Here is a 22,990-nt window from a genome sequence, read left to right as displayed (position 1 = left end):
GTTTGATTAAATTAGAATTAATCCTTGTCTAAAATCGCGGCAAAAAAACCATCACCATTCGTGGAAGAACTTGGCAAAATCTGCTTATGATAAGCTAATTTCAAGTCCTTATTTTTAGACAAATATTTTTTTACGCAACCAAGATTTTCATCTGGATTAACAGTGCATGTTGAGTAGACAATTCTTCCTCTAGATTTCAAAAGAGGAGAAAGTCCTTCTAAAAGTGATGATTGCAAACATTCTAAATCTTTAATTTTTTCTTTACTCATTCTCCAGCGAATATCAGGGTTGCGAGCCAATGTTCCTAATCCAGAGCAAGGTGCATCTATGAGAATTTTATCGAAATAACCTTGCCATTCAGGCTTGAGTGTTAATAAATTAGATGAATCAGCTTTGAAAGTTTTGATATTGTTTACACCCATCCTTTTTGCATTATCGGAAACCAGTCTTAATCGAGAAGAAAACTTATCTATCGCCCATATCTCCCCATTGTTACCAATTGTTTCTGCAATATGTGTAGTTTTAGAACCTGGAGCTGAGCACGCATCTAACACCTGATCTCCAGGCTTTGGATCTAACAAAGGCACAATCCACTGGGAGGAACGATCTTGCACACACCACTCACCTTCTTCGTAACCTGGCCAATCTTGCAAATCACCAAGCCCAGATTCAATTTCAAGACCACTATCTAATCCTTCTATTAATTTACTTGAAATTCCATAAGTTGAGAATTTTTTGATCATCTCAGTTGGAGTTGATCTCAAGCAATTAACTCGCAGATCATTTGTCGGCGGCTTATTAGAGGCAATTGCAAACTCTAAAGCAATGTCAGTTCCATAATCATCTATCAGCTTATTTATGATCCACAAAGGCAATGAATATTGAATAGAGCAAGATTCCGCAAATGAATCTGGAAGTGGCGGTTGCTTACCTTTACTTAGACATCTATCAGCTGATCGAAGTAGTCCATTTACCACATCAGATAATCTTCTTAACTCACTTGTTTTAGCAATTTCTACTGTCGTATTAATAGCTGCTGAAGATGGAATTCGCTCTGTAAACAGCAATTGATATAGGCCAAGTTGCAAAAGAATTCTTAATAAAGGTGGTTGTTTTTTTGCGGGAAATTTTCCTAAAAAATCAATCCAATGATCAAGTAAGTTTGAAGATCTAATTACTCCATATGTCAATTCTGTAGCAAGTGCTTTATCGCTTTTATTTAATGAATATTTTCTGAGAGATCTATCAAGGGCTTTCCCAGAATATGCCCCTGCTGATACAGCTTGCAAAACTTCCCAAGCAACTTTTCTAGGTATCATGCCTTTTAAGGGGATTTTCAATTTAAAATATTGATACACATACTTATATTAATGGCTTACACAAGAAAGTACTATTCATGATCAATTCCTACTCAACCAAAAAAGCACGTCTATTTTCAAGAGATGTATAAAGCTTTTCAAGTTGAGAAGGAAATAAAAAATACTAATAATTCCCCATTAGTATCAAGTGATACTAATGGATTCTTTTTTGTTTTTGTTTTTTGAGTTATAGTGACGCGAGAATTGTTGTTTCAATGTCTTATGAAGCCGGCAGTAGAGAGTGTAGGGTTCTCACAGAAGCAAAAGAAAATTTAATTAAGGTAATGGCATCCTTAAGTGCAATTGAAAGCACTGTAAATATCAACAATGAACTTAAGATTATTTATAATAAATTGGAAGATATGCACGAAGAAAGAAGAAACGTCGAAAACGTTTCCCAATAAGCCTTGAGACAAAATTGTAGCTTCCGATACATCGCCTTGTTCCGATAAACACAATAATCAGTCCGTAATCCTTTTGTGTGAGGAATTTAATGAAACTTTTCCAGAATCTACTTCTGGCGCCTGCGGCTTTGGGCTTGATTGCGCCACTTTCAGCAGACGCAACTGAAATTAATTTAAAGGGTGTATCAAATTACGCTCCTATCATCAATACCTTTCAAACAGCCTCTGAACTTGGAGACATTCACCCAGGCGATTGGACATTTCAAGCCTTAACAGATTTAAGAAATGCAAGGGGTTGTAATGTCTCACTTCCCAAAGGCGTCATTACTCGCGCTGAGGCTGCAGCAATTTTAAATCAATGTGTAGGTAATGCTAATAAGCTTAATGACACCGAACTACGTCTCATTGATGAGTTTGCTACGGAACTTGCAACACTCAGAGGTACAGAAGATGTATTGAGTTCATTCTCATTTGAAGCTGGCTCTTTCTCCCCAACTACTGTTCTAAGTGGCTCAATTAATTTTGTAGCTGGAGCCAGATCAGAAACAGATCAACAAGAAGTTGAAGGGGTTTATGAAGTTAAATATTCACTTACTTCAAGCTTTACTGGCAAAGATTCACTTGTTGCTGAGTATGAACTTGGGAATGGTGGGACTTTGGGTATTGACCCTGTGAGTGATTTAGGAGGTACAGACGCAGTTGCTCAACTTACCGACCTTTACTATTCATTCCCCGTTACTGATAAAGGAACTATTTGCCTTGGGGCATTAATGGATGGAGACGCTTGTCTTGCAGGTACTTACACGGCCTATAGCGAACCAGTTTTTAATGGCGGGAATGACTACTGGTCTGAGGACATCGGCACAGGGGTTGCAGTAGGCGGCAACTATGTATTTGATAGCGGCTTAAATGTATCCGCTAATATTCAAAGCGGCAAAACTGGTGTCCTGGCTTCAGCATCCGACAACATAACTGGTCAAATTGGCTATGATGCCGAGGGATGGGGAGGTGCTTTTACGTATACAGACTTTGACTCCGACGACAGTGCCTATGGTCTCGGTTTGTATGTAGCTAAAGAGGGTTGGCCAACAGTTACCGTAGGATGGGACACAAAAGATCAAAGTACAACTGATTACAAAGATCTGAATAGTTTCTTCATCGGTGCGGAAACATCTGCTATTGGAGACGGAACCCTAGGCGCATCATTCCAAAACAAAGAAACCGGAACAACAGTGGCGACGGGTCAAAATAGTTATGAGATATTTTATGCCTACCCAGTTAATGATTATTTAACATTGACTCCATCAATTTGGACTGAGGAGAATGCTGCTCAAAATGGTACAGATGATGCAACCGGTTACGCAGTAACCGTTGGCTTCACTTTCTAGTAGCTGATCAAGATAAAAAAGCTCTATTCAATGAATAGAGCTTTTTTATCTATTTTTGCCAATTACTTGCAAATAGGTCCTAACTTGGGATCGATAAAGCAGTTGTCTTTTATTGGTATATCTGATTTGCTTGGTCCATGAGCATGCGGGCCAGCCTCAACGCCGACAGAATCATACATATGAGCAAAACTCTCAGAAGCTGCAAGAATAGAACCAGAAATGAAAAGTAAAGTGATAGCTAAGTTCTTCATGTAATTTTAAAACTATTTTGTATTTGAACTTAGCAAAGCTATATCATTTGAACACTCTAATTTAATGATTTACAGATATGGGAAATTTTAGACTGAGTATATTTTTATAGGTAAGGTATAAAATTAGATTCTTTAAGACTAAATTAAGGTTGCTTACCAACTGGTGCGTTTTAAACACCAAATATTATTAGTACGACATGCCCTTGTTACCCAAACGCTTTGAAAGACTTAAATCTGTTTTAGACAATCGTATGAGTGATTTGACTGTTTTAATTGAAAATGTCGGTAAACCACATAATCTTTCTGCAATCCTAAGGACATGTGACGCAGTAGGAGTGATGGAAATTCATTCCGTTAAAAAGGGGGGGGGGATTGAGACCTTCAACAGCACAGCTCAAGGTAGCCAAAAATGGGTCAAGGTTAATGACTATAATGATAGTGAGAGCGCGATAATGGAATTAAAAAAAAAAGGATTCAAGTTATATGGGACAAATCTTGATCAGAATTCCATCGACTATAAAGAATGCTCATTTCTAGAACCAACCGCCTTCGTCTTTGGTGCAGAAAAATGGGGATTAAATTCGTCAACAATAGATCTCATGGATCAAAGTATAAATATACCCATGAGAGGCATGGTTCAATCTTTGAATGTCTCAGTTGCAGCAGCAGTTCTTCTTTTTGAGGCCCTACGTCAAAGAGAAGAGGCGGACATAATTCCAAGAAATGGCGAAGGGCTAAACCAAATGGACTATGAGAGAAAAATTTTCGAGTGGGCTTATCCTGAGGTTGCCAATTGGTGTAATCAAGAGGGCCGCAGTTATCCCGAACTAGATTCTAAAGGACAAATCACAGAGGAACTTCCTCGAGACGTCAAAATGAGATATTGAGAAAAAGTAATCAATTATAATTAATTTTTTCATCATTAACACTACCAATCAATGATTCCAATCCATCTCCGATTAATGATAAGCCAATTACTAAAAGAAACATTGCAAAACCTGGATATAGAGCAGTCCACCAAATACCTGTAGGCATAGCTACTAATGCCATATTTAAATCATTTCCCCATTCTGGAATAGACTCTGGAAGACCTAATCCTAAAAAACCTAATCCCCCTAAAACTAATACAGCATCTGCTGCATTCATAGTTATTAGAACAGGTACAGTCCCGATAACATTTGAAAATAAATATTTTCGCATAATCCAAAAAGGTCCTGCCCCCATACTCTTTGCAGCCTCGATATATAATTCAGATTTTACTTGAGTTGTTTGATTTCGTACGACTCGAAAATACTGAGGGATATAGACAATGCACAATGCTAAGGCAGCATTCAGGACACCTCTACCCAATACGAAGGCCATAACAACAGAAAGGAGAAGAACGGGGATTGTATAGAGAGTATCCATAATTAAAATCATCAATTTATCAAAAAAACCACCGATATACCCACTCAATATACCCAGAGGAAGCCCAATACTTACTGAAAAGAAAACAGCCAAAAAAACAACATTTAAAGCGACACTACTTCCTTTTAGAGTTCTAACACATACATCTCGTCCAAGACGATCAGTTCCGCACCAATGCTTTAAAGAAGGTGCTGAAAAAACTTGATTATCTAATCCCTCTTGCGGATCGGGTAATATTTGCCAGCTAATTAGTACAGGGGTTATTAATGATATGAATACATAGACACCTAAAATAACGCATCCCCATCTAGCCATCCTTACAGAAAGGCTTTTATTTGTTAGGAGTCTTTTCAGAAACAAAAGAAATTTATCCCTATTAATCTTTATAAAATAGACACTCTTCTTTGTGGAGACAATTATTATTGCTATAATTAACTAGGCCACTTTAGTCTTTCATGGAGAATCAAAATAAAGCATTAACAGTAGGAGAACTTACAATATTTATTGGGACCTTACTTATTGTCGGACTAATATGGACTGGAATTAAACAAAAGAATAGTCAAAATTCATCAAATTACATTAATGATCACATTGAATACATAAAAGAAAGGAGTTGATATTTTTATTATTGATTTAATTTAAGCACGGCCATAAAGGCTTCTTGCGGCACATCAACTTTTCCCATTGATTTCATTCTTTTTTTACCCTTAGCTTGCTTTTTAAGTAACTTTTTTTTCCTTGAGATATCGCCACCGTAACATTTCGCCAGTACATCTTTTCTTAAAGCACTGATACTTTCGCTTGCTATTATTCTGCTACCAATTGAAGCTTGTAATGGTATCTTGAATTGTTGACGAGGTATTAATTCTTTTAGTTTCTCAACCAAACCTCTACCAACATTATAAGCTTTTTCTCTATGAACAATTGTTGTTAATGGGTCTGCTCTCTCAGAATTAATCAAAACATCAAGTCTAACCAAATCGTTCTTTCTATAACCAATGAGATGATATTCCATTGAAGCATAGCCTTTGGTCCGACTCTTCATTTGATCAAAAAAGTCAGTGACAACCTCAGCTAAAGGCATCTCATAAATAAGTGTAACCCTGTCTGTAGTTATGTATTTCATATCAACGTAAATACCTCGGCGTTCTTGGCAGAGGCTCATTAAAGTGCCATTAAATTCATTAGGTGCATATATTTCTAGTCGTACATATGGCTCTTCAATTGACTCTCTCTGTTGAGGATCTGGCAAAGTAGCAGGATTGTCAATAAAGTTTGTACCACCCTCGATCATGTTTACTTGATAAATAACAGAAGGAGCAGTAACAATTAAATCTAAGTCATATTCTCTTTCTAACCTTTCTTGAACTATTTCCATGTGAAGTAATCCCAAGAAACCGCATCTAAATCCAAAGCCCATCGCGCTGCTTGTCTCAGGCTCGTATTTAAGTGCCGCATCAGAGAGTTGTAGTTTATCAAGTGCATCTCTTAAATCGGGATATTGATCAGCATCAGTAGGGAAAAGGCCACAAAAAACCATTGGCTTTGCTTCTGCATACCCTGGCAATGGAGTCGTGGCTGGGCAATTAGAAAGTGTAATAGTATCGCCAACTCTCGCATCAGCCACGGCTTTTATAGATGCAGCTAGGTAACCAACCTCTCCTGCATGAAGTTCATCCACCTTGCATTGATCAGGAGCCATGATACCTATTTCGTCAAGCTCATAACTCTTTTTACTAGCCATTAATAAAATCTTATCTTTTATGCCTATGCAACCCCTGATAACACGAAAATAAACAATAACTCCTCGATATGGATCATAGTAAGAGTCGAATATTAACGCTTGAGTGGGTTGTTCAAGAGTCGCTCTAGGGGGGGGGATCTTATCAACTATCTCCTGTAAAATATCTGTAATTCCTTGCCCTGTTTTTGCTGAGCACTCAATTGCATCTGAAGTATCCAGGCCAATAATCGATTCAATTTCTTTTTTTATTTTGATTGGTTCAGCTCCAGGCAAATCTACTTTATTTAGAACAGGTATTATCTCAAGGTCATTTTCAAGAGCGAGGTATACATTAGCTAATGTTTGAGCCTCAACTCCTTGACTTGCATCAACAACTAGTAAAGCACCTTCACAGGCTTGTAATGATCTACTTACTTCATATGAAAAATCTACATGGCCAGGGGTATCTATCAAGTTCAATATATATGTCTTCCCATCGTTAGCGGCATAATCCATTCTTGCGGCTTGAAGCTTAATTGTTATTCCTCTCTCTCTTTCTAAATCCATATTGTCAAGAAACTGTTCCTGCATATCCCGGGAAGAAACTGTTTCAGTCTCTTGAAGTAGCCTGTCAGCCAAGGTTGATTTCCCATGGTCGATATGAGCAATTATGCAAAAATTTCTAATCCTTGAAATAGATACTTCAGTCATGTGGTTAACGATACCAACGCAAATTAGTTTTTATCATCACTAGTAGAGTTTAGAGTCATAGGAATCAATTGGGCGTTCTGTGTTTCAGGAGTAACCGAGAATAGAGTTATTTCTCTCTCTAATTTCTGAGAGAGTTACATATTTTGTGTCACTGCTCATGCTTGGGAAAAGAGCTTTAAGTTTCTCTTCCCAAGCATTTGAATTCATTTGCTCGGCCCAACAGAGCTTAAGAACTTCTAGCATTGTAGCCACAGCAGTACTTGCTCCAGGAGATGCTCCAAGTAGAGCCGCAAGGGTTCCATCTTTGGAGGAAACAACTTCTGTTCCCATTTTTAAAATCCCCCCTCTCTTTGATTTTTTAATAATTTGTACTCTCTGACCAGCCTCACATAATCTCCAATCAAGATTATCTGCACTTGGGATAAAGTCCTGAAGGGCCCCAATTTTACTTTTTTGATTTAGTTTTAATTGAGAAAGTAAATAGCCAACTAAATCAACATTTTTTAAGCCTGCCTGAATCAATGGACCAATATTAGTTGTATTAATTGACCCATAAAAATCCCATATTGATCCTTGCTTGAGAAATTTTGTGCTAAAGCCTGCAAAAGGTCCGAAAAGTAAAGAGCGTTCTCCATTTATCCAACGTGTATCTAAATGGGGCACTGACATCGGGGGTGCTCCTATTTTTGCTTTTCCATAAACCTTAGCTTGATGCTTGTTTGCAAGATTTGTCTTCTCACAAATGAGCCACTGACCGCCAACTGGAAAACCACCATAAGAACAAGCTTCCGGTACCCCAGACTTTTGCAAAAGACTCAAAGCACCTCCGCCTGCTCCTATAAAAACAAATGGTGTTACCACATTTTTCCTTCCGTTCTCACGTTTGATATCAATTGACCAGGATTTATTTTTATTTTTTTTTAAATTGACGACCTCGGACGAAAAATTAATTTCCACAGACCCTGATTTATTGATTTGTTTTAAGTATTCACAGCACAGAGAACCGAAATCCAAGTCTGTTCCTCGATTAACTCTTGTGCCAGCAAAAGGCTTGTCATTTTTTCTTTCCTCAAATATTAATGGCATCCAATCTCTTAATTCGTCAAAATCAGTGCTTAATTGCATTGATTCAAATGCAGGAAATTGAGTTAGTTTTTCGAAACGTGTTTTTAAAAAATTGACATCGGATTCTCCCCACACAAAGCTGATGTGAGGCAAGAAATTTAGAAATTTCTTGGGGTCCAACTTTCCAGCAGAAGCAAGAGATGACCAAAATTCAAGACTAAGTTCAAATGCCTTATTTATCTCTAATGCTTTATTTGTAGTAATCGTCCCGTCTTCATCCAGGGGAGTGTAATTAAGCTCACAATTCGCAGCATGGCCAGTACCGGCATTATTAAGCGCTGAACTACTCTCCAGACCTGGTTCAGGCAATCTCTCAATAATCAGTAGCCTTAAATCTGGATCAAGCTCATTTAATAACATAGCCAATGTACAACTCATTACTCCAGCACCAATTAGTACTGCGTCATATCTAATTTCAGATTCATTTTGATTGACGAACACAAATAAAACCGCCTTTTTTTGTCAGATTGTGCAATTGCTCTCTAGGCTAACCAAAGTTAGGAGAAAGTTTAATTATGAGTAATGAACCAATGGACTTCACTTTAGAAAATGTCGAGAAGGTTCTAGATGAATTAAGGCCATTCTTACTAGCCGATGGAGGTAATGTCGAAGTTGTTGAAATTGACGGGCCAGTCGTAAAAGTAAGACTTCAAGGTGCTTGTGGCGAATGTCCAAGCAGCACAATGACTTTAAAAATGGGAATTGAAAGAAAATTAAGAGAAATGATCCCTGAGATCAGTGAGGTAATGCAAGTCTTATAGCTCATAGTTAACTTTTAGACTCGAAATTAGTTAATGAATTAAATTTGTTCAAACAATATGCATAACTTATTTAAAGTCTAATCTAGATGCTTTAATCATAAAAATAGGGAAATTTTCAATGTTTAATTTTGTTCAATAGAGGCAAATTCTCTCGATATAGCTGATTCATAGTTTAAACAATCAAGAGGTAATCCTTTGTAGATCGCGTACATCAACGGAGAAATTGCTCCAATAGTAAAAATAAAACAAGATGCATTTAATGATGACGACCTTACAAGAAAAGTAAGCCCGTACAGAGAAGCTATGTATAGATGAAAGTATAAAAAATCTTTTGTGTCCTGAGCTGGCCATCTCATCCAAGTGCCCAAGAAAAATAGTGCGCCCTTCATAGATTTCAGTTTCTCGAGGAAATTCAATACAATCCAACATACTTCACAGTCCTCAAAAAAATAAATGAAAGTTACCTTTCATACGAAAATATTTGTAGCAGACTGAACTACAGAGAATTATTTTTCCATTAAACTAGAAAGGTAGCATTTGCTACAAAACGTTCACCCTCCGGGGCGCAGTTCGAGCCAGGCCATGGAACGGGGACCTGGACATCCATTTCGGACTCTGAATCATGACAACTCTCACCTACCGCGGGAAGGACTATCTCCAATCAAAAGAAATTTCTCCTAAAAAAAAGATCCAATTAATTTATCGGAGAAATGTTTACATCCAAAACCAACGTAACTATTCAAGTATGAGTCCAACGCTTACATACAGAGGTATTCAATACCAAAAATAAAATTTTAAAAGTTTGATTAATTTATCTAAGCTTTAAAAGCTAGCTATTTATCTAACCAAGGGTCATCTATCTATGACCTTTGGTTTTATATTTATTTATAAAATATTTTTAATAGATTACTTTTTAACCATTTATGAGTCTTTTCATAGCACTGGCTATGTCTTTTTGACGCATTAAAAATTCACCCACCAAAACTGCACCACAACCTGCATTCTTAACCCTTTCCAAATCACTTCTTGAGGAAATACCTGATTCACTTATTAACATAGCCCCAGAAACTCTCAAATCTGAGTAATGCTTACTTGCCAACACCTCTGTAATTGATAAATCTGTGGTAAAAGACTTCAGATCTCGATTATTAATTCCAATTAAATTTATCTTTGGTAAATTAATAACCCGTTTAATTTCTTCTGAATTATGAACTTCTATCAGTGTCTCTAATCCCAAAGAATGAGCGATTTTTTGTAAATATTCCAAATCTTGATCCGACAGAATACTTGCTATTAATAAGACAGCATCAGCCCCTGCGGCTCTAGCTTGATGTAATTGATATGCGCTAAAAATAAAATCCTTACACAATATCGGAATGTCAACTGATTCCCTAACTTCTACTAAAACTTCGAAACCACCTTTAAAAAAATTCTTCTCCGTAAGAACCGATAAACATGCCGCACCGCCTTTTTCATAAGTTTTGGAGATTGCAGTAGGATCAAAATCTTCTCTTATCAATCCCTTACTTGGACTTGCTTTCTTAACTTCAGCAATAATGGCTGGCGACAAAAAAGATCTTTTTAATGCCTCAGAAAAAGATTTTGGTTTAGGTAATTCAGAAATTTGTTTTTTTAATCTCTCAAGAGGAATTTTATTTCTTGCTTGTGCAATCTCTTTATCTTTTTCCCATAGAATTTTTTCAAGTATGTTATTCGGCTCTCCCTCTGAATGAGGTATTGCATATTCCAAGTTTGCAACCTTGACGCTTGGGTTAGGAGGTCTACGTCTAATCTCACTCATTGAATTTTTTTTAGAAATCATACAAAAACATCACTTGCACAAAAAGAATTTAATATTTTTTAAAATTTATTTATTCTGAATTTGTGATGATGCTTGTCTATAAGCTACCTCAATAACCTCACTTAAAGTTGGATGGGTGTGAACCTCTTTTGAGAGTTCTAAAACATTTTGACGCCTTGAGACAGCATTAGAAACTTCTTGAATTAAATCCGCAGCGTGCATTCCATAAATGTGGGCACCAAGAACCTCACCAGTATCCTTTCTAAAAATCAATTTCATAAGACCGTCACTTTCAAGTTCAGCAAGGGCTTTTGAATTAGCTTTGAAATAACTTCTAACGATGCCCAATTCAAAATTCTCATCAGATGAGAATTTCCTAGCCTCTGTTTCCATCATTCCCACGGAACTTATCTCTGGATGAGTAAAGGTTGCAGCTGGGATACTTCTATAGTCAATAGTTTTTGAAATTCCAAGAATATTATCTATAGCAACGATCCCTTGTGCGGCAGCAGCGTGAGCCAACATCAATTTACCTGTAACATCTCCAACAGCCCACAAATTTTCAACTGGTTCATCATCAACCAAAACTCGCATCTGATTATCGACAGGAATAAAGCCCCTATTTGTTTTGATATTTAACGATTCAAGATTAAGTTGATTGCTTGTGGGAACTCTTCCAGTAGCAACTAAAACTGCATCAACTTCAATTTCTTCCATGAATTCTCGAGATTTAACATCAGAAAGTTCGATTTTCACGGGACATCCCGGCGTGATTTTTGATGCCAATACTCCTGCTCTTGCATCAATATCTCTACTTTCAATTAACTTTCTTGACGCTATTTTTGCGATGTCAGGATCAAAGGTAGGCATTACTCTATCCAGGGCCTCAATCATCGTAACTTCGCATCCAAGCGCTGTATAGATATCAGCAAATTCCAGTCCTATATAACCACTTCCAACAATAGCAATCCACCTGGGTAACCACTCAAGATTGATAGCATCATCACTTGTAAAAACGGTCCTACCATCAGTAACTATTCCAGGTGGAACAAATGGGTCCGAACCAGTGGCAATGATTACATTTTTTGCCGAAAGAACTCTATCAACACCATTGGGTTCCCTAATACCCACCCTCTGATGCCCTTCTAATCTTCCCTGTCCATGGAGGATAGAAACTCCGACTCTTTCAAGTGTTTTTGTGAGATTTTTCCTAACGTTAGCCACTAAATTATTCGCATGATCTGCGATTTTTTGTCTTTCAAATCTGACTGGAGCAGCATGAACACCAAATTTGGCAAGATGTTTAACATCGGATATTTCCCTAACTTTCCCACTGGCAGCAAGTAGGGCTTTTGATGGTACACAACCTCTGTTTACGCAAGTGCCTCCCATTTCGCGAGACTCAATAATTGCAACTTTTAGGCCTTGCTCAGAGGCATGCTTTGCGGCATCAAATCCGCCGTAACCTGCCCCAATAACAATTAAATCGAAATCAAAATTCAGAGCGTTCACTTTTCAGAAAAAGTACTTTCATTCATTTTGGCTCTTCGGCGCTCCAAAAGCAGTGGAACAGCTGCAGCTGCCACATTTAATGATTGAACTGCATCACTATGAGGCAACGTAACAGCATAATTACAGCAATTCTTTATCTCTTTTGATATGCCCGAACCTTCATTTCCCAAGACTAAAATAGTTGGTTTAGTCCAATCAATTTCCCAATATGGAACTAATTTTTTACAATCTCCTTCTTCTGGGACTGATGACGCCACAATCTGAAAACCCACCTTGGCAGCGGAAACTAATTTTTTTTTCAAAGTCTTAGTCCCCTCACATTCATCAGGCCCAAAACGTTCATATGGAAGAGAGAACATTGCTCCTACCGAGGATCTAATAACTTTTTGATTAAGAGGATCAACTCCTGAGGAAAGCCATAAAACTTCTACTTCAGCAGCAAGTGCTGTTCTAAATAAACTCCCTAAATTACCAGGATCTTGCAAGCGATCAACGGCAAGAATAAATTCTGGATTTTCAGGGGGAGAGGGCAAACCAGCAATGGGAAAAAGTGCTGCCACACCATCTGGGTTAGAGGTGGTTATGGCAGCATCCAGAACGGTTTCAGTAACCGCAAAAAGTTTTACTTCTCCATCAATCGAGTTCAACATGCGTTGATTTTTTTCAACCCACTTGCTTGTCGCAATTATCTCCACAGGAAAAGTTTCTGTTTTAAGTGCCTCCTCGAGAAGATGAGTTCCCTCCAAAAGTATCAGTTCATATTCCTCTCTCCCTTGTTTCTTAGAAATCGACCTAAGACGTTTAACTAAAGCATTTCTTCTGCTTGTAATTAAAGTTGAATTTTTGTTAGTTATTTCGGAACTCATAAAAATTTAAAAAATCCTGTGGGACTATTCAATTGATGCGGATGGGGAGATTTGAACTCCCAAGACCAAGGGCCACATGTACCTGAAACATGCGCGTCTACCAATTCCGCCACATCCGCCTGTATCGTTTGAAATGGATGTTGTTACAATTTAAGCAAATTCGGGGGAATTAATCTCTTAGATTGCTTCTAACAACATTGTTTAATGGTACCTAGACTTTAAGGTTTTTATTGTCATTATAAGTTTGATACCTTTAAAAATATTCATGGGAAATGTGGCAGAGAGAAACGTTATGGAACTTATGCCGCATTTAGAGGTTGAAGGTAAAAAACCTCTATCAGGTCATTTGAAAGTTAGTGGAGCAAAAAATTCAGCTTTGGCTTTAATGGCAGCATCCCTATTAACTGAGGAAGAAGTTGTATTGAGAAACATTCCTGATTTGAGCGATATAGATGTAATGGAATCGATACTCTTAAAGCTTGGGGTAAAAATAATCAGAGATAACAAAACTCTCTCTCTTGATCCTCGTCAAATTAACGAGATTACTCTTCCTGCTGAATTGGTACACAGGCTTCGCGCAAGTTTTTTTTGCATAGGGCCATTACTAGCAAGATTAGGGAAAGCAAAAATCCCTTTACCAGGGGGATGTCAAATAGGGAAAAGGCCCATTGAAGAGCACATTAGAGGTTTAGAGGCATTAGGAGCATGTGTTAAAAACGAGGATGGCTTCATTTCTGCATCCATCGTTGGGAATCAAAAAAGATTGAAGGGAGCTCATATTGAATTGAATTGTCCAAGCGTTGGCGCCACCGAAACTCTAATAATGGCTGCATGTCTTGCTCAAGGAAAAACAATGATAATGAATGCTGCACAAGAGCCAGAGATTCAAGATTTAATAAAAATGCTGAATTCCATGGGTGCAAAAATATCAAGACCGTCTCCAAGTTCGATAATTATTGATGGAATCGTTAATCTTAAGGGCTGCAATCACATTGTTATTCCAGATCGAATTGAAGCTGGAACTTTTTTAATTGCTGCAGCCATAACAAGGTCAGAATTGATTGTTGGGCCAGTTGTTAAAGAGCATCTTGAATCAGTAATTCAAAAACTTAAAGATTGTGGTTGCGAGTTTGAAGAACTCCAGAATAACGCCTTAAAAATTTATCCAAAAAAAATTAATGGGGTAAATATCGAAACAAATCCATTTCCAGGTTTCCCGACTGATCTACAAGCGCCATTCATGGCACTAATGGCAACAGCAAATGGTAAAAGTCAAATTACAGAAAATATTTTTGAAAACAGAATGCAACACGTCAAAGAGCTTCAAAAAATGGGGGCAAAAATTTCAATAATAGATAAAACAGCATACATTCAAGGAGTAAGTAATTTAGTTGGCTCCCTTTTAAAAGGAACTGATCTACGTTCAGCCGCTGCAATAACACTTGCTAGCCTCTATGCCTCTGGCCTGAGCCGCATAGAGGGACTTAATCATTTAGATAGAGGATATGAATCTTTTGAGCTCAAATTAGAAAAAGTTGGAGCTAAAATAAATAGAAAGCTTTCACCTAAAAAATCTAATAATTACTTTTTCTCAGAATTAGGAAGCCAAAACAAAAAAATAAATCAAAGAAAAGTAGCCTAAGATCTGAGGTAATTCTAAACAGATAGAATCTTCACAGGGGAGCGTGGTGGAATTGGTAGACGCACCGCACTCAAAATGCGGCACCTTCGGGTTTGTCGGTTCGAGTCCGACCGCTCCCACTTCATTAATGAATACCTACAACAGATATCCCCTGACAATTGTAAAAGGGAGAGGTTGTTGGGTTTGGGATGATAAAAACACCAAATATCTTGATGCTGTTTCTGGCATTGCCACATGCTCATTAGGTCATAGCGACAGGGTTTTGAGAAGAGCATTATTTAATCAATTAAAAAAAATTCAACATGTTTCAAATCTCTATCAAATATCTGAACAAAAAGAACTAGGTAATTGGCTCGTGAAAAATAGTTGTTGTGATCGAGTTTTCTTTTGTAATAGTGGCGCTGAAGCAAATGAAGCTGCTATTAAGTTGGCCAGAAAATTTGCACATATAAAAAAAAACATAGAACATCCAACTATTCTCACTGCAAGGGAAAGTTTTCATGGAAGGACACTTGCGACTTTGAGTGCCACTGGTCAGTCAAAATATCAAAAAGGATTTGAACCCTTAGTTGATGGATTTTCCCACTTTAATTTCAATGATTTTGGATCGTTCAAAACCTTATATGAAAAAATTGAATCAGAAAGGGCCCAAACTGTCGCTGTATTAATTGAGCCGATTCAAGGCGAAGGAGGAATCAAGCCTGGAGATGTGGCATTCTTCAGAAAATTAAGAGACTTTTGCGATAAAGAAGAGCTTCTACTTATATTTGATGAAGTTCAATCAGGCATGGGTAGAACAGGATACTTATGGGGATATCAAACAGTTGGAGTAGAACCAGATGCATTTACTCTTGCAAAAGGCTTAGGGGGTGGCCATGCAATTGGGGCTTTTCTTTCCAAAAAAGAATTTGATGTTTTTCAACCAGGGGATCATGCAAGCACATTTGGAGGAAACCCCTTTGCATGTAGAGCAGCACTGACAGTTTGCGAGGAGATCATAAGAAGAGATTTACTCAAAAATGTCAATCGCCGAGGCCAGCAATTAAAAGAATCTCTAATGACTCTTGTTAAAAAATATCCAAAAATTCTTGAAGAAGTTCGCGGTTTAGGATTAATTCAGGGATTGGTAATTAATTCATCATCTTCAATCTCATCAACTGAAATTGTAAAAGTCGGTATTCAAAAAAAAGTCTTGTTAGTTGGTGCAGGAAGCAATGTCGTCCGACTAGTTCCCCCATTAACAATTAAAAAACATGAAATTGTTGAATTAGTAAAAAGGCTTAACTCAGTACTTGAACATTTCACATGATTGAGATTCGAAAATTAAACTAAGACTGGTTATGGAAGATTTCATACTTAAAGACGAAAAAAGACGTCTGAATTTCAACTTGAATAGAATGAGAAACGCAATAAAACACATGGGCGAGCCATGTAGGAATATCCCTGCAATTCAGATTGTTGGAACTAATGGCAAAGGATCTATCACAAGTTTTCTCAAGAGTTGTCTACTAGAAACAGGAGTTAATACAGGCATTACAACTTCTCCTCACCTAATTAATTGGCAGGAGCGTATTTGTGTCAATGGCATCCAAATTTCTAGGAGTGATTTTCACAATGGACTAGTCAAATTAAAAAGCACGATTAATAAATATCAATTAACTCCATTTGAATCAGTAATTGCTCTCGCCCTTAATTATTTTCATCATAAAAATGTAAAATTACTAATCCTAGAAGCTGGTTTAGGGGGCAGATTAGATGCAACTACAGCTCATTCCAATAGACCAATAATTGGTTTTGGCGGAATTGGAATGGATCATTGTGAATATCTTGGGAATAATTTAGTTTCTATTGCAAAAGAAAAAGCATCAGTAATAACAACAAACAGTCATGTAATAAGCGCACCACAACATCCAGAGGTAGAAAAAGTACTTAAAGAGATAGTTGAAAGAAAAAAAGCTTTTTTGCGTTTTGTCAAACCACTTTCTGAAGAATGGTCTCTTGGGATACCTGGTGAAGTTCAAAAACAAAACGCAGCTGTTGCGAAAGGCATCTTAGAATCTCTTATAAATTTAGGCTGGGAAATAAATCAAGAAAGCATTTTTAAAGGTTTTTCAAAGGCGAAGTGGCCTGGACGACTTCAAGCTGTTCATTGGAATCACCTTCCTTTCTTAATTGACTGTGCTCATAATCCGCACGCGGCAAAACATTTAGCAATTGAGCGAGAAAAATGGAATAACAACGAAAATGGAGTTTCTTGGATTCTGGGCATTCAGAAACAAAAAGACGCAATTGGTATAGTTGAAACCTTAATAAAAAAGAATGATATTGCTCTTATAATTCCCGTCCCTGGTTGTGAAAGTTGGAATCATGAAGAAATATCCCGAGAGTGTCCAAATCTATCAGAACGGCTCATAAAAGTAGATAACATTGATGAAGCATTTTATCTTGCTCACAAAGAAACTAAAAAAAATTTTAGTCCAACTCCTGTAATCACCGGATCAATCTATCTAATCGGTGATCTATTGAGGAGAGAAATCTTAAAATATTGAAATTTCACTGCCATCCTTTTAATTTACCTGGGTTAAGCAACCCCTCTGGGTCATAAGATTTTTTTGCATTAACTTGATCGGTATCGATAACTCCAAGACCTCCATCTTCCACAGTAATTACATGTGGGTTAAACATTATTGCTCCGAGTTCCTCACATTGTTTGATTAGTTTGTTTAGAGACTCCTCGTCTTTCCATTTAACCAGAGGCAAAGAGGCAATTCTCTGAGCCCCTTGCTGTCTGACGCTCTCTAAATGCCAAAGTAAACTATCTCCCCATTCTCTTTTCAAAATTTCCATGGCTGGAATTTCGGGTTGAGGAAGCAGCATCTGAAGATATGTCCAATTTGGATCAATACTCCTCATATGCAGAGTTGTATGATTCCATGTAAGTTCTCTTAGCCCCCTTCCTCTACGTATATTTTCCGTTCCAATATGATAAAAATTAGCACCTGCCATGTCAGCAAGTCTCCGAAGCGTAGATATTCCATCAGGGGAGACAAGTATCAAAATCCTATGACAATCTTTTGTGTCTCCATTCCACGAAGGTAACCTCGCTACAATAGGTTTTTCTAAAACTGTACAAAGGAAGATATCAATAGCTGCCTCTGTTATTACCTTAGAGAATTTTACGGCTTTATCCCATTCTTTAAAATCTATCGCGACCTCTTGCCATGAGACAAGGGGCGTGGTTGCCACTGTTAAAGAGGTAATTATTCCATTAGTGCCGTAAGCATGATTCAAAGCCTCTGATTTGTTAGCGTCCAAATTCAATTTCCTTGGATTATTTTCCAAAGTAATAATCTCCATAGCATTCAGATGTCCAGGATCTCTTAAAAAGCCCCATCTAACTGATCCAATACCTCCAGAGCCTCCAGCGATAAAACCTCCAAGAGAAGCACTTCTCCAAGTACTTGGTAACAATCTCAATTGACGACCTTTTTTTGACAGATAATCATTTAAATCACGTAGTAGGCAACCTGTTTCGACTGTTACCTCACCAGTAGATGTGTCATAATTTTTTATTTTATTTATCTCGCTCATAATCATTACCACACCCTTATGAAGTGGTACACACTGACCATAATTGCCAGTACCAGAACCCCTTAGAGTAAGGGCTACAGAATTTTTTTTACAGCATCTTGCCACTTCTAAGACTGCATTCACAGAATGAGGTTTTACAACAAAGTCAGCAAGACAATTTTCAAGTTGAGGTTTAAGTATTGGTGAGTAGTCAAAGAAATCTTTGGAAAATTTTTCTCTATCAGGCAATGAAGAAAAGATTGTTAAGTCCTGAATTGAGGACAAATCATCAAAAAGATTTTTTAATTGAGAGTTATTCATTATTTTTAATCCCCTAATTTGTTTTGACTCATTTTTTTATCGGTCCAAATACCATTAATAATGTGTTCCTTTTCAGAGGGATGAGATAGGGCCTCAGACCATGAGGATCCTTTCACAATAACAAAACTGGCAGGACTTTCTTTTGAGATTGAACCATCCCAATCCAAATCCATTAAATTAGCTGGACAAGTTGTAAAGGCCGATAAACAGGCCCTCTCCCAAGGTGCCATTTGGATTAAGGGCATCGAATGAGACATGAGCGACAGAGGATTTAGATTGCCAATAGGGAACCAAGCGTCTTGAACATTGTCTGAGCCAATAGCAACAGTAACTCCTGCTTCTTGAAGCTGCTTGATTGGAGCTAGAGGCCTTATTGTGGGAGTTGATTTTTCTTTTCTCCCAAGGAGCCAGTAGTTTGTAAGAGGAAGTGCAATAACATTAATTTGATGATCAGCCATTCGTTCAGCAAGATGTCTGATTTTTTTTGGGGATAGTAGTCCCATGCTGCTTGAATGACTACATGTTATAGGTATAGTTATCATATTTTCATCAAGTATTTTAAGGAGAAAATTAATTCCCTTACCAGGCGATGAACTTGATTCATCAATGTGAATGTCAATTCCGCAGCCAAGTCTCTCTGCTAGAAATATTAATTCTTTGAGGTCTTTCTTATTTTTTTTTTCATCAAAAGGTGGGGCCAACACTCCTCCCAAATAACCTCTGCTAGTTGAGACCTTTGTTGCTAGTAATTGTCCTTCCCCACTAGACCAATAATCAAGAGGAACTAAAGCAACACACTGTATGTCGATAACCCTATGCCACTTTTTCTTTAACTCACTTATGACTTCCCAACTATGAGTGCCACCAATACCAAAACTGTCTATATGAGTTCTTAATGCTCTAATTCCATTACTAAAGGCATAATCTAATGCTGTTTCAGAGCGCTCCATAACATCACTAACTGTTCTGACCCGATGTTCCTCTAAGTTCACCTCCAAAGCTGCCTGGTAAGTACTTTTAAGATTTGGAAATCTTGACCAGCTATAACCCTTATCTATGTGAGCATGAGGCTCGACAAAACGAGGAAGGATCATCTTATTTGGAATTTCTCTGTCAAAACAAACCTCTATTTTAATTATTTTTCCACATTTCCAATATATCCTTAGTGGACAGAGACCTTCTTCAGTAACATTCGCGGAAATAATTGCATTCCCATCATTGATAAGACCTCTAGGGACCCATCCTTCAATTGATCCACTGTCTGCGCTGGTCACTTCCTCAATCACCTCATCAAAATGTGGCTATGGTTTCCAAAACTTATCACTTACTTACTTTACGAAACTTTTTATGTGAATAAGACAGTAAAAGTCTTTAAATATGGACAAAAAATAAATTCATAAAGATCTTTTGTAGAAAATTCCTTATGAATTGGTAAATTCATAGATGTGAGGCGGGCGTCGCCAAGTGGTTAAGGCAGCGGCTTGTGGCGCCGCTATTCGGGGGTTCGAATCCCCTCGCTCGCCCTTCAATTCTTTATTCGAAGCACTTCTAAGAAAAAAACCAAGTCCTATTGATTCTCGTTAACCACTCCAAATAAGAAAAGTCACCTTGTTTTAATCCAAAAGTGTCAAATTCAACAACACTCACACAACCAATCAAGTCTGCGACCTCAATAAAAAGCCGGGGTAGCTACTGGATAACTACTTTTGGATGCCAAATGAATAAAGCAGATTCTGAGAGAATGGCTGGTATTCTTGAATCAATGGGTTATCGGGCTGCCCAAGGTGAACTGCAGGCTGATCTTGTCCTTTATAACACTTGTACTATCAGAGATAACGCAGAACAAAAAGTATATAGCTATTTGGGCAAGCAAGCCATAAGAAAAAAATCCCTACCACATTTGAAATTAATCGTTGCAGGCTGTGTGGCTCAACAAGAAGGGGAATCTCTTTTAAGGAGGGTTCCAGAATTGGATTTGGTAATGGGACCTCAACATGCCAATCGTCTTGAGACTCTTTTAAACAAAGTTGATAATGGCCAGCAAGTAGTCGCAACTGAGGAACTACAAATCCTTGAGGACTTAACCACCGCCAGAAGAGATAGCGACATTTGTGCATGGGTAAACATAATTTATGGTTGCAATGAGCGATGTACTTATTGCGTTGTCCCGTCTGTCAGAGGGAAAGAACAATCTAGAACCCCTGAAGCAATTAAAGCTGAAATAGAGTCTCTTGCAGAAAAAGGATTTAAAGAAATTACATTATTAGGGCAAAATATTGATGCATATGGGAGAGATTTGAAAAGCTCACAAAGTACAACATTAAGAGATTTTTCACTAAGAGATTTACTAGAGTACATTCATGAAATAGAAGGAATTGAACGTATCCGTTTTGCCACAAGTCATCCAAGATATTTTACAGATGAATTAATCAAAACTTGTGCAGAATTACCCAAAGTATGTGAGCACTTTCATATCCCATTTCAAAGCGGTGATAATCAAATATTAAAAAAAATGTCAAGAGGCTACACAATAGAAAAATACAAAGAAATAATCAAATCCATTAGAGAATTAATGCCAGAGGCATCAATAACTGCTGATGTTATTGTTGCTTTCCCAGGGGAAACACACAAACAATTTATGAAAACTTTATCAATCATTGAAGAGATTGGATTTGACTTAGTAAATACTGCAGCATACTCACCACGGCCTAATACTCCCGCTGCAAATTGGACAAACCAATTAGAAGAAGATGTTAAAGTTACACGTCTCAAGGAATTAAATAACTTAGTTGCAACAATCGCGAAAAAAAGGAATGATAGATACAAAGATAAAATTGAAGAGGTATTGATAGAAGGAATTAATCCTAAGAATCAAAATCAATTAATGGGAAGGACCAGGACCAATAGACTTACTTTCTGCCCCAAGGTTGATTCAGCAAAAAATGAATACAAACAAGGTGATATTGTTAATGTAAGAATAAGAGAAGTCAGAGCCTTTTCTCTTACTGGATACTTTGAGTAAAAGAATAAATTTTATGAAAAAAAAACTTATTTCGAAAAATTATATTTTTTTTAGACTTAATGAATAATATTAAAAAGAAAGTTTGTCTCGTATTTGGTGGGGCATCAGGTGAACACAATGTTTCAATAAAATCCGCTATCAATGTGTTCTCTGCACTACAAAGTAAAAAAAATAAAAATCTCTTTCAAACTGAATTAATTTATGTTGACATTAAAGGAAGATGGTGGGGGGCTAATGTCGCAAATAAGGCCATGAAAAAAAAAGAAAGTTTAGATATATCAGAACTACCAGAAGTTAATTCCAAAACTGGCTTTACATCATTTCCCTTTGAGGCGAATTCAGTAGATATATGGTTCCCAGTTTTACATGGCCCCAATGGTGAAGATGGTTCCATTCAAGGTTTGTTTAAACTTACTGGAAAATGTTTTGTTGGATCTGGTGTTTTGGGGTCTGCATTGGGAATGGATAAAATCGCCATGAAAGCTGCCTTTAAAGCGGCGGGACTACCACAAGTACCATATGTCCCATTTGACTCAAATATCAATATAAGAAATCAATCTCATGAAGAGCTCGCAAATAAAATCGAACAAAGTTTTGGATATCCATGTTTTGTAAAACCAGCAAATATGGGTTCATCAGTTGGCATAACAAAAGCACTTGATCGCCATCAGTTTTTTACGGGGATAAAGACTGCATTAACTTTCGACTCAAGAATTGTAATTGAGAAGTGCATAGAGGCTAGAGAGCTTGAATGTGCAATTCTGGGTAAAAAAAATATTAAAACATCTATTGTTGGGGAGATAATTCACCAATCAGATTGGTTCGATTACCAAACAAAATATTTAGAGGGGAAATCACTTGCGAACATTCCAGCTTTAATCAGCAATAGTCTCTCAGATCAAATAAGAGAACTAAGTATTAAGGCTTGTAATTCATTAGCCGTCGACAGCATTGCGAGAGTGGACTTTTTTTATGAAAAATTTTCCGAAACTATTTATCTTAATGAGGTAAACACTCTCCCAGGATTTACAAATCAAAGCATGTATCCAAGTTTATGGGCTGCATCAGGACTAAAGATTGGGGACCTAGTATTTGAATTATTAAAAATTGCGCAACAATAGAGATTAA

22 protein-coding genes and 3 tRNA genes are annotated in these 22,990 nt (G+C 37.3%); 13 read left to right on the top strand and 12 right to left on the bottom strand.

The features are described 5' to 3' along the window. Nucleotides 1–17: 17 nt before the first annotated feature. The gene (locus tag AC6EJA_RS09175) at nt 18–1,319 is read right to left on the bottom strand and encodes a 16S rRNA (cytosine(967)-C(5))-methyltransferase (RefSeq protein WP_498502353.1); all 1,302 of its coding nucleotides are present in this window, start codon (nt 1,317–1,319) and stop codon (nt 18–20) included. Between the two features lie 254 nt (nt 1,320–1,573). On the opposite strand from AC6EJA_RS09175, the gene AC6EJA_RS09170 reads away from it, so the two are divergent. Together AC6EJA_RS09170 and AC6EJA_RS09165 are read left to right on the top strand one after the other, a co-directional pair. Continuing rightward, a complete protein-coding gene (locus AC6EJA_RS09170) occupies nt 1,574–1,762 on the top strand; it encodes a hypothetical protein (RefSeq protein WP_498502352.1) in 189 nt (62 codons plus the stop codon). Nucleotides 1,763–1,851: 89 nt separating this feature from the next. Beyond that, nucleotides 1,852–3,150 carry a porin gene (locus AC6EJA_RS09165; RefSeq protein WP_498502351.1) on the top strand — a complete coding sequence of 433 codons (1,299 nt, stop codon included), beginning with the start codon at nt 1,852–1,854 and terminating at the stop codon, nt 3,148–3,150. Nucleotides 3,151–3,212: 62 nt separating this feature from the next. Here AC6EJA_RS09165 and AC6EJA_RS09160 read toward each other — a convergent pair whose 3' ends face one another. Then, a complete protein-coding gene (locus AC6EJA_RS09160; protein WP_498502350.1) occupies nt 3,213–3,401 on the bottom strand; it encodes a hypothetical protein in 189 nt (62 codons plus the stop codon). Between the two features lie 197 nt (nt 3,402–3,598). Between AC6EJA_RS09160 and trmH the strand changes: the two genes are divergently transcribed. Next, complete coding sequence (gene trmH, locus AC6EJA_RS09155) at nt 3,599–4,288, top strand: tRNA (guanosine(18)-2'-O)-methyltransferase TrmH (protein ID WP_498502349.1); 690 nt, start codon at nt 3,599–3,601, stop codon at nt 4,286–4,288. Nucleotides 4,289–4,298: 10 nt separating this feature from the next. On the opposite strand, the gene AC6EJA_RS09150 is transcribed toward trmH, so the two are convergent. Then, nucleotides 4,299–5,123, bottom strand: a complete 825-nt coding sequence (locus AC6EJA_RS09150; RefSeq protein WP_498503589.1) for an ABC transporter permease — start codon at nt 5,121–5,123, stop codon at nt 4,299–4,301. A 140-nt stretch (nt 5,124–5,263) separates the two neighbouring features. Between AC6EJA_RS09150 and AC6EJA_RS09145 the strand changes: the two genes are divergently transcribed. Then, a complete protein-coding gene (locus AC6EJA_RS09145) occupies nt 5,264–5,425 on the top strand; it encodes a hypothetical protein (RefSeq protein ID WP_498502348.1) in 162 nt (53 codons plus the stop codon). Nucleotides 5,426–5,433: 8 nt separating this feature from the next. Here AC6EJA_RS09145 and lepA read toward each other — a convergent pair whose 3' ends face one another. Beyond that, nucleotides 5,434–7,242 carry a translation elongation factor 4 gene (gene lepA / locus AC6EJA_RS09140; protein WP_498502347.1) on the bottom strand — a complete coding sequence of 603 codons (1,809 nt, stop codon included), beginning with the start codon at nt 7,240–7,242 and terminating at the stop codon, nt 5,434–5,436. Between the two features lie 84 nt (nt 7,243–7,326). After that, nucleotides 7,327–8,745 (bottom strand): malate:quinone oxidoreductase, encoded by a 1,419-nt coding sequence (locus tag AC6EJA_RS09135; protein ID WP_498503588.1) that lies wholly within the window; start codon nt 8,743–8,745, stop codon nt 7,327–7,329. Nucleotides 8,746–8,882: 137 nt separating this feature from the next. On the opposite strand from AC6EJA_RS09135, the gene AC6EJA_RS09130 reads away from it, so the two are divergent. Then, on the top strand, nt 8,883–9,128 hold the full coding sequence (locus AC6EJA_RS09130) for a NifU family protein (RefSeq protein ID WP_498502346.1): 246 nt from the start codon (nt 8,883–8,885) through the stop codon (nt 9,126–9,128). 122 nt (nt 9,129–9,250) lie between these two features. On the opposite strand, the gene AC6EJA_RS09125 is transcribed toward AC6EJA_RS09130, so the two are convergent. Next, nucleotides 9,251–9,517, bottom strand: coding sequence for a hypothetical protein (locus tag AC6EJA_RS09125; protein ID WP_498502345.1), 267 nt, complete (start codon nt 9,515–9,517; stop codon nt 9,251–9,253). A gap of 233 nt (nt 9,518–9,750) precedes the next feature. Here AC6EJA_RS09125 and AC6EJA_RS09120 point away from each other — a divergent pair, with 233 nt between their 5' ends. Next, nucleotides 9,751–9,918: a DUF4278 domain-containing protein gene (locus AC6EJA_RS09120; RefSeq protein ID WP_498502343.1), complete on the top strand. Its 168-nt coding sequence runs from the start codon at nt 9,751–9,753 to the stop codon at nt 9,916–9,918. 123 nt (nt 9,919–10,041) lie between these two features. Here the strand turns inward: AC6EJA_RS09120 and trpC are convergent, their stop codons facing one another. From trpC to AC6EJA_RS09100, 4 genes are all read right to left on the bottom strand, one after another. Next, the gene (gene trpC / locus AC6EJA_RS09115; protein ID WP_498502342.1) at nt 10,042–10,950 is read right to left on the bottom strand and encodes an indole-3-glycerol phosphate synthase TrpC; all 909 of its coding nucleotides are present in this window, start codon (nt 10,948–10,950) and stop codon (nt 10,042–10,044) included. Nucleotides 10,951–10,995: 45 nt separating this feature from the next. Beyond that, complete coding sequence (gene lpdA / locus AC6EJA_RS09110; protein WP_498502341.1) at nt 10,996–12,441, bottom strand: dihydrolipoyl dehydrogenase; 1,446 nt, start codon at nt 12,439–12,441, stop codon at nt 10,996–10,998. Continuing rightward, nucleotides 12,438–13,307: a TrmH family RNA methyltransferase gene (locus AC6EJA_RS09105; RefSeq protein WP_498502340.1), complete on the bottom strand. Its 870-nt coding sequence runs from the start codon at nt 13,305–13,307 to the stop codon at nt 12,438–12,440. The genes lpdA and AC6EJA_RS09105 overlap by 4 nt, the downstream gene beginning before the upstream one ends. A 36-nt stretch (nt 13,308–13,343) precedes the next feature. Continuing rightward, nucleotides 13,344–13,426: transfer RNA gene (locus tag AC6EJA_RS09100), tRNA-Leu, on the bottom strand. Nucleotides 13,427–13,572: 146 nt separating this feature from the next. Here AC6EJA_RS09100 and murA point away from each other — a divergent pair. The 4 genes from murA to AC6EJA_RS09080 all read left to right on the top strand — a co-directional run bounded on the left by murA (nt 13,573) and on the right by AC6EJA_RS09080 (nt 17,498). Further along, nucleotides 13,573–14,949, top strand: a complete 1,377-nt coding sequence (gene murA, locus AC6EJA_RS09095) for a UDP-N-acetylglucosamine 1-carboxyvinyltransferase (protein ID WP_498502339.1) — start codon at nt 13,573–13,575, stop codon at nt 14,947–14,949. A 37-nt stretch (nt 14,950–14,986) separates the two neighbouring features. Continuing rightward, nucleotides 14,987–15,068 (top strand) — tRNA-Leu (locus AC6EJA_RS09090). 8 nt (nt 15,069–15,076) lie between these two features. Then, nucleotides 15,077–16,258 (top strand): aspartate aminotransferase family protein, encoded by a 1,182-nt coding sequence (locus tag AC6EJA_RS09085; protein WP_498502338.1) that lies wholly within the window; start codon nt 15,077–15,079, stop codon nt 16,256–16,258. A gap of 31 nt (nt 16,259–16,289) precedes the next feature. Next, nucleotides 16,290–17,498, top strand: a complete 1,209-nt coding sequence (locus tag AC6EJA_RS09080; protein WP_498502337.1) for a bifunctional folylpolyglutamate synthase/dihydrofolate synthase — start codon at nt 16,290–16,292, stop codon at nt 17,496–17,498. A gap of 4 nt (nt 17,499–17,502) precedes the next feature. Here AC6EJA_RS09080 and AC6EJA_RS09075 read toward each other — a convergent pair whose 3' ends face one another. Next, nucleotides 17,503–18,840, bottom strand: coding sequence for an FAD-binding oxidoreductase (locus tag AC6EJA_RS09075; RefSeq protein ID WP_498502336.1), 1,338 nt, complete (start codon nt 18,838–18,840; stop codon nt 17,503–17,505). A gap of 5 nt (nt 18,841–18,845) precedes the next feature. Next, complete coding sequence (locus tag AC6EJA_RS09070) at nt 18,846–20,114, bottom strand: amidohydrolase family protein (protein WP_498502334.1); 1,269 nt, start codon at nt 20,112–20,114, stop codon at nt 18,846–18,848. A gap of 176 nt (nt 20,115–20,290) precedes the next feature. Here AC6EJA_RS09070 and AC6EJA_RS09065 point away from each other — a divergent pair. From AC6EJA_RS09065 to AC6EJA_RS09055, 3 genes are all read left to right on the top strand, one after another. After that, nucleotides 20,291–20,363: transfer RNA gene (locus AC6EJA_RS09065), tRNA-His, on the top strand. Between the two features lie 194 nt (nt 20,364–20,557). Continuing rightward, on the top strand, nt 20,558–21,862 hold the full coding sequence (gene miaB, locus AC6EJA_RS09060; protein ID WP_498503587.1) for a tRNA (N6-isopentenyl adenosine(37)-C2)-methylthiotransferase MiaB: 1,305 nt from the start codon (nt 20,558–20,560) through the stop codon (nt 21,860–21,862). A 59-nt stretch (nt 21,863–21,921) separates the two neighbouring features. After that, on the top strand, nt 21,922–22,983 hold the full coding sequence (locus AC6EJA_RS09055; protein ID WP_498502333.1) for a D-alanine--D-alanine ligase family protein: 1,062 nt from the start codon (nt 21,922–21,924) through the stop codon (nt 22,981–22,983). The last annotated feature ends 7 nt before the right edge of the window (nt 22,984–22,990 follow it).

It is taken from the genome of Prochlorococcus sp. MIT2309, from assembly GCF_059772305.1.
Note: the sequence above shows the minus strand (reverse complement) of the source record. Positions and strands in the feature narration are given on the sequence as shown.

What these genes read in the sequence shown, in the direction of transcription:
- AC6EJA_RS09175 (WP_498502353.1), bottom strand. Translation starts at nt 1,319, where the DNA reads ATGATACCTAGAAAAGTTGCTTGGGAAGTTTTGCAAGCTGTATCAGCA.
- AC6EJA_RS09170 (WP_498502352.1), top strand. Translation starts at nt 1,574, where the DNA reads ATGTCTTATGAAGCCGGCAGTAGAGAGTGTAGGGTTCTCACAGAAGCA.
- AC6EJA_RS09165 (WP_498502351.1), top strand. Translation starts at nt 1,852, where the DNA reads ATGAAACTTTTCCAGAATCTACTTCTGGCGCCTGCGGCTTTGGGCTTG.
- AC6EJA_RS09160 (WP_498502350.1), bottom strand. Translation starts at nt 3,401, where the DNA reads ATGAAGAACTTAGCTATCACTTTACTTTTCATTTCTGGTTCTATTCTT.
- trmH (WP_498502349.1), top strand. Translation starts at nt 3,599, where the DNA reads ATGCCCTTGTTACCCAAACGCTTTGAAAGACTTAAATCTGTTTTAGAC.
- AC6EJA_RS09150 (WP_498503589.1), bottom strand. Translation starts at nt 5,123, where the DNA reads ATGGCTAGATGGGGATGCGTTATTTTAGGTGTCTATGTATTCATATCA.
- AC6EJA_RS09145 (WP_498502348.1), top strand. Translation starts at nt 5,264, where the DNA reads ATGGAGAATCAAAATAAAGCATTAACAGTAGGAGAACTTACAATATTT.
- lepA (WP_498502347.1), bottom strand. Translation starts at nt 7,242, where the DNA reads ATGACTGAAGTATCTATTTCAAGGATTAGAAATTTTTGCATAATTGCT.
- AC6EJA_RS09135 (WP_498503588.1), bottom strand. Translation starts at nt 8,745, where the DNA reads ATGAGTTGTACATTGGCTATGTTATTAAATGAGCTTGATCCAGATTTA.
- AC6EJA_RS09130 (WP_498502346.1), top strand. Translation starts at nt 8,883, where the DNA reads ATGAGTAATGAACCAATGGACTTCACTTTAGAAAATGTCGAGAAGGTT.
- AC6EJA_RS09125 (WP_498502345.1), bottom strand. Translation starts at nt 9,517, where the DNA reads ATGAAGGGCGCACTATTTTTCTTGGGCACTTGGATGAGATGGCCAGCT.
- AC6EJA_RS09120 (WP_498502343.1), top strand. Translation starts at nt 9,751, where the DNA reads ATGACAACTCTCACCTACCGCGGGAAGGACTATCTCCAATCAAAAGAA.
- trpC (WP_498502342.1), bottom strand. Translation starts at nt 10,950, where the DNA reads ATGATTTCTAAAAAAAATTCAATGAGTGAGATTAGACGTAGACCTCCT.
- AC6EJA_RS09105 (WP_498502340.1), bottom strand. Translation starts at nt 13,307, where the DNA reads ATGAGTTCCGAAATAACTAACAAAAATTCAACTTTAATTACAAGCAGA.
- murA (WP_498502339.1), top strand. Translation starts at nt 13,573, where the DNA reads ATGGGAAATGTGGCAGAGAGAAACGTTATGGAACTTATGCCGCATTTA.
- AC6EJA_RS09085 (WP_498502338.1), top strand. Translation starts at nt 15,077, where the DNA reads ATGAATACCTACAACAGATATCCCCTGACAATTGTAAAAGGGAGAGGT.
- AC6EJA_RS09080 (WP_498502337.1), top strand. Translation starts at nt 16,290, where the DNA reads ATGGAAGATTTCATACTTAAAGACGAAAAAAGACGTCTGAATTTCAAC.
- AC6EJA_RS09075 (WP_498502336.1), bottom strand. Translation starts at nt 18,840, where the DNA reads ATGAATAACTCTCAATTAAAAAATCTTTTTGATGATTTGTCCTCAATT.
- miaB (WP_498503587.1), top strand. Translation starts at nt 20,558, where the DNA reads ATGAATAAAGCAGATTCTGAGAGAATGGCTGGTATTCTTGAATCAATG.
- AC6EJA_RS09055 (WP_498502333.1), top strand. Translation starts at nt 21,922, where the DNA reads ATGAATAATATTAAAAAGAAAGTTTGTCTCGTATTTGGTGGGGCATCA.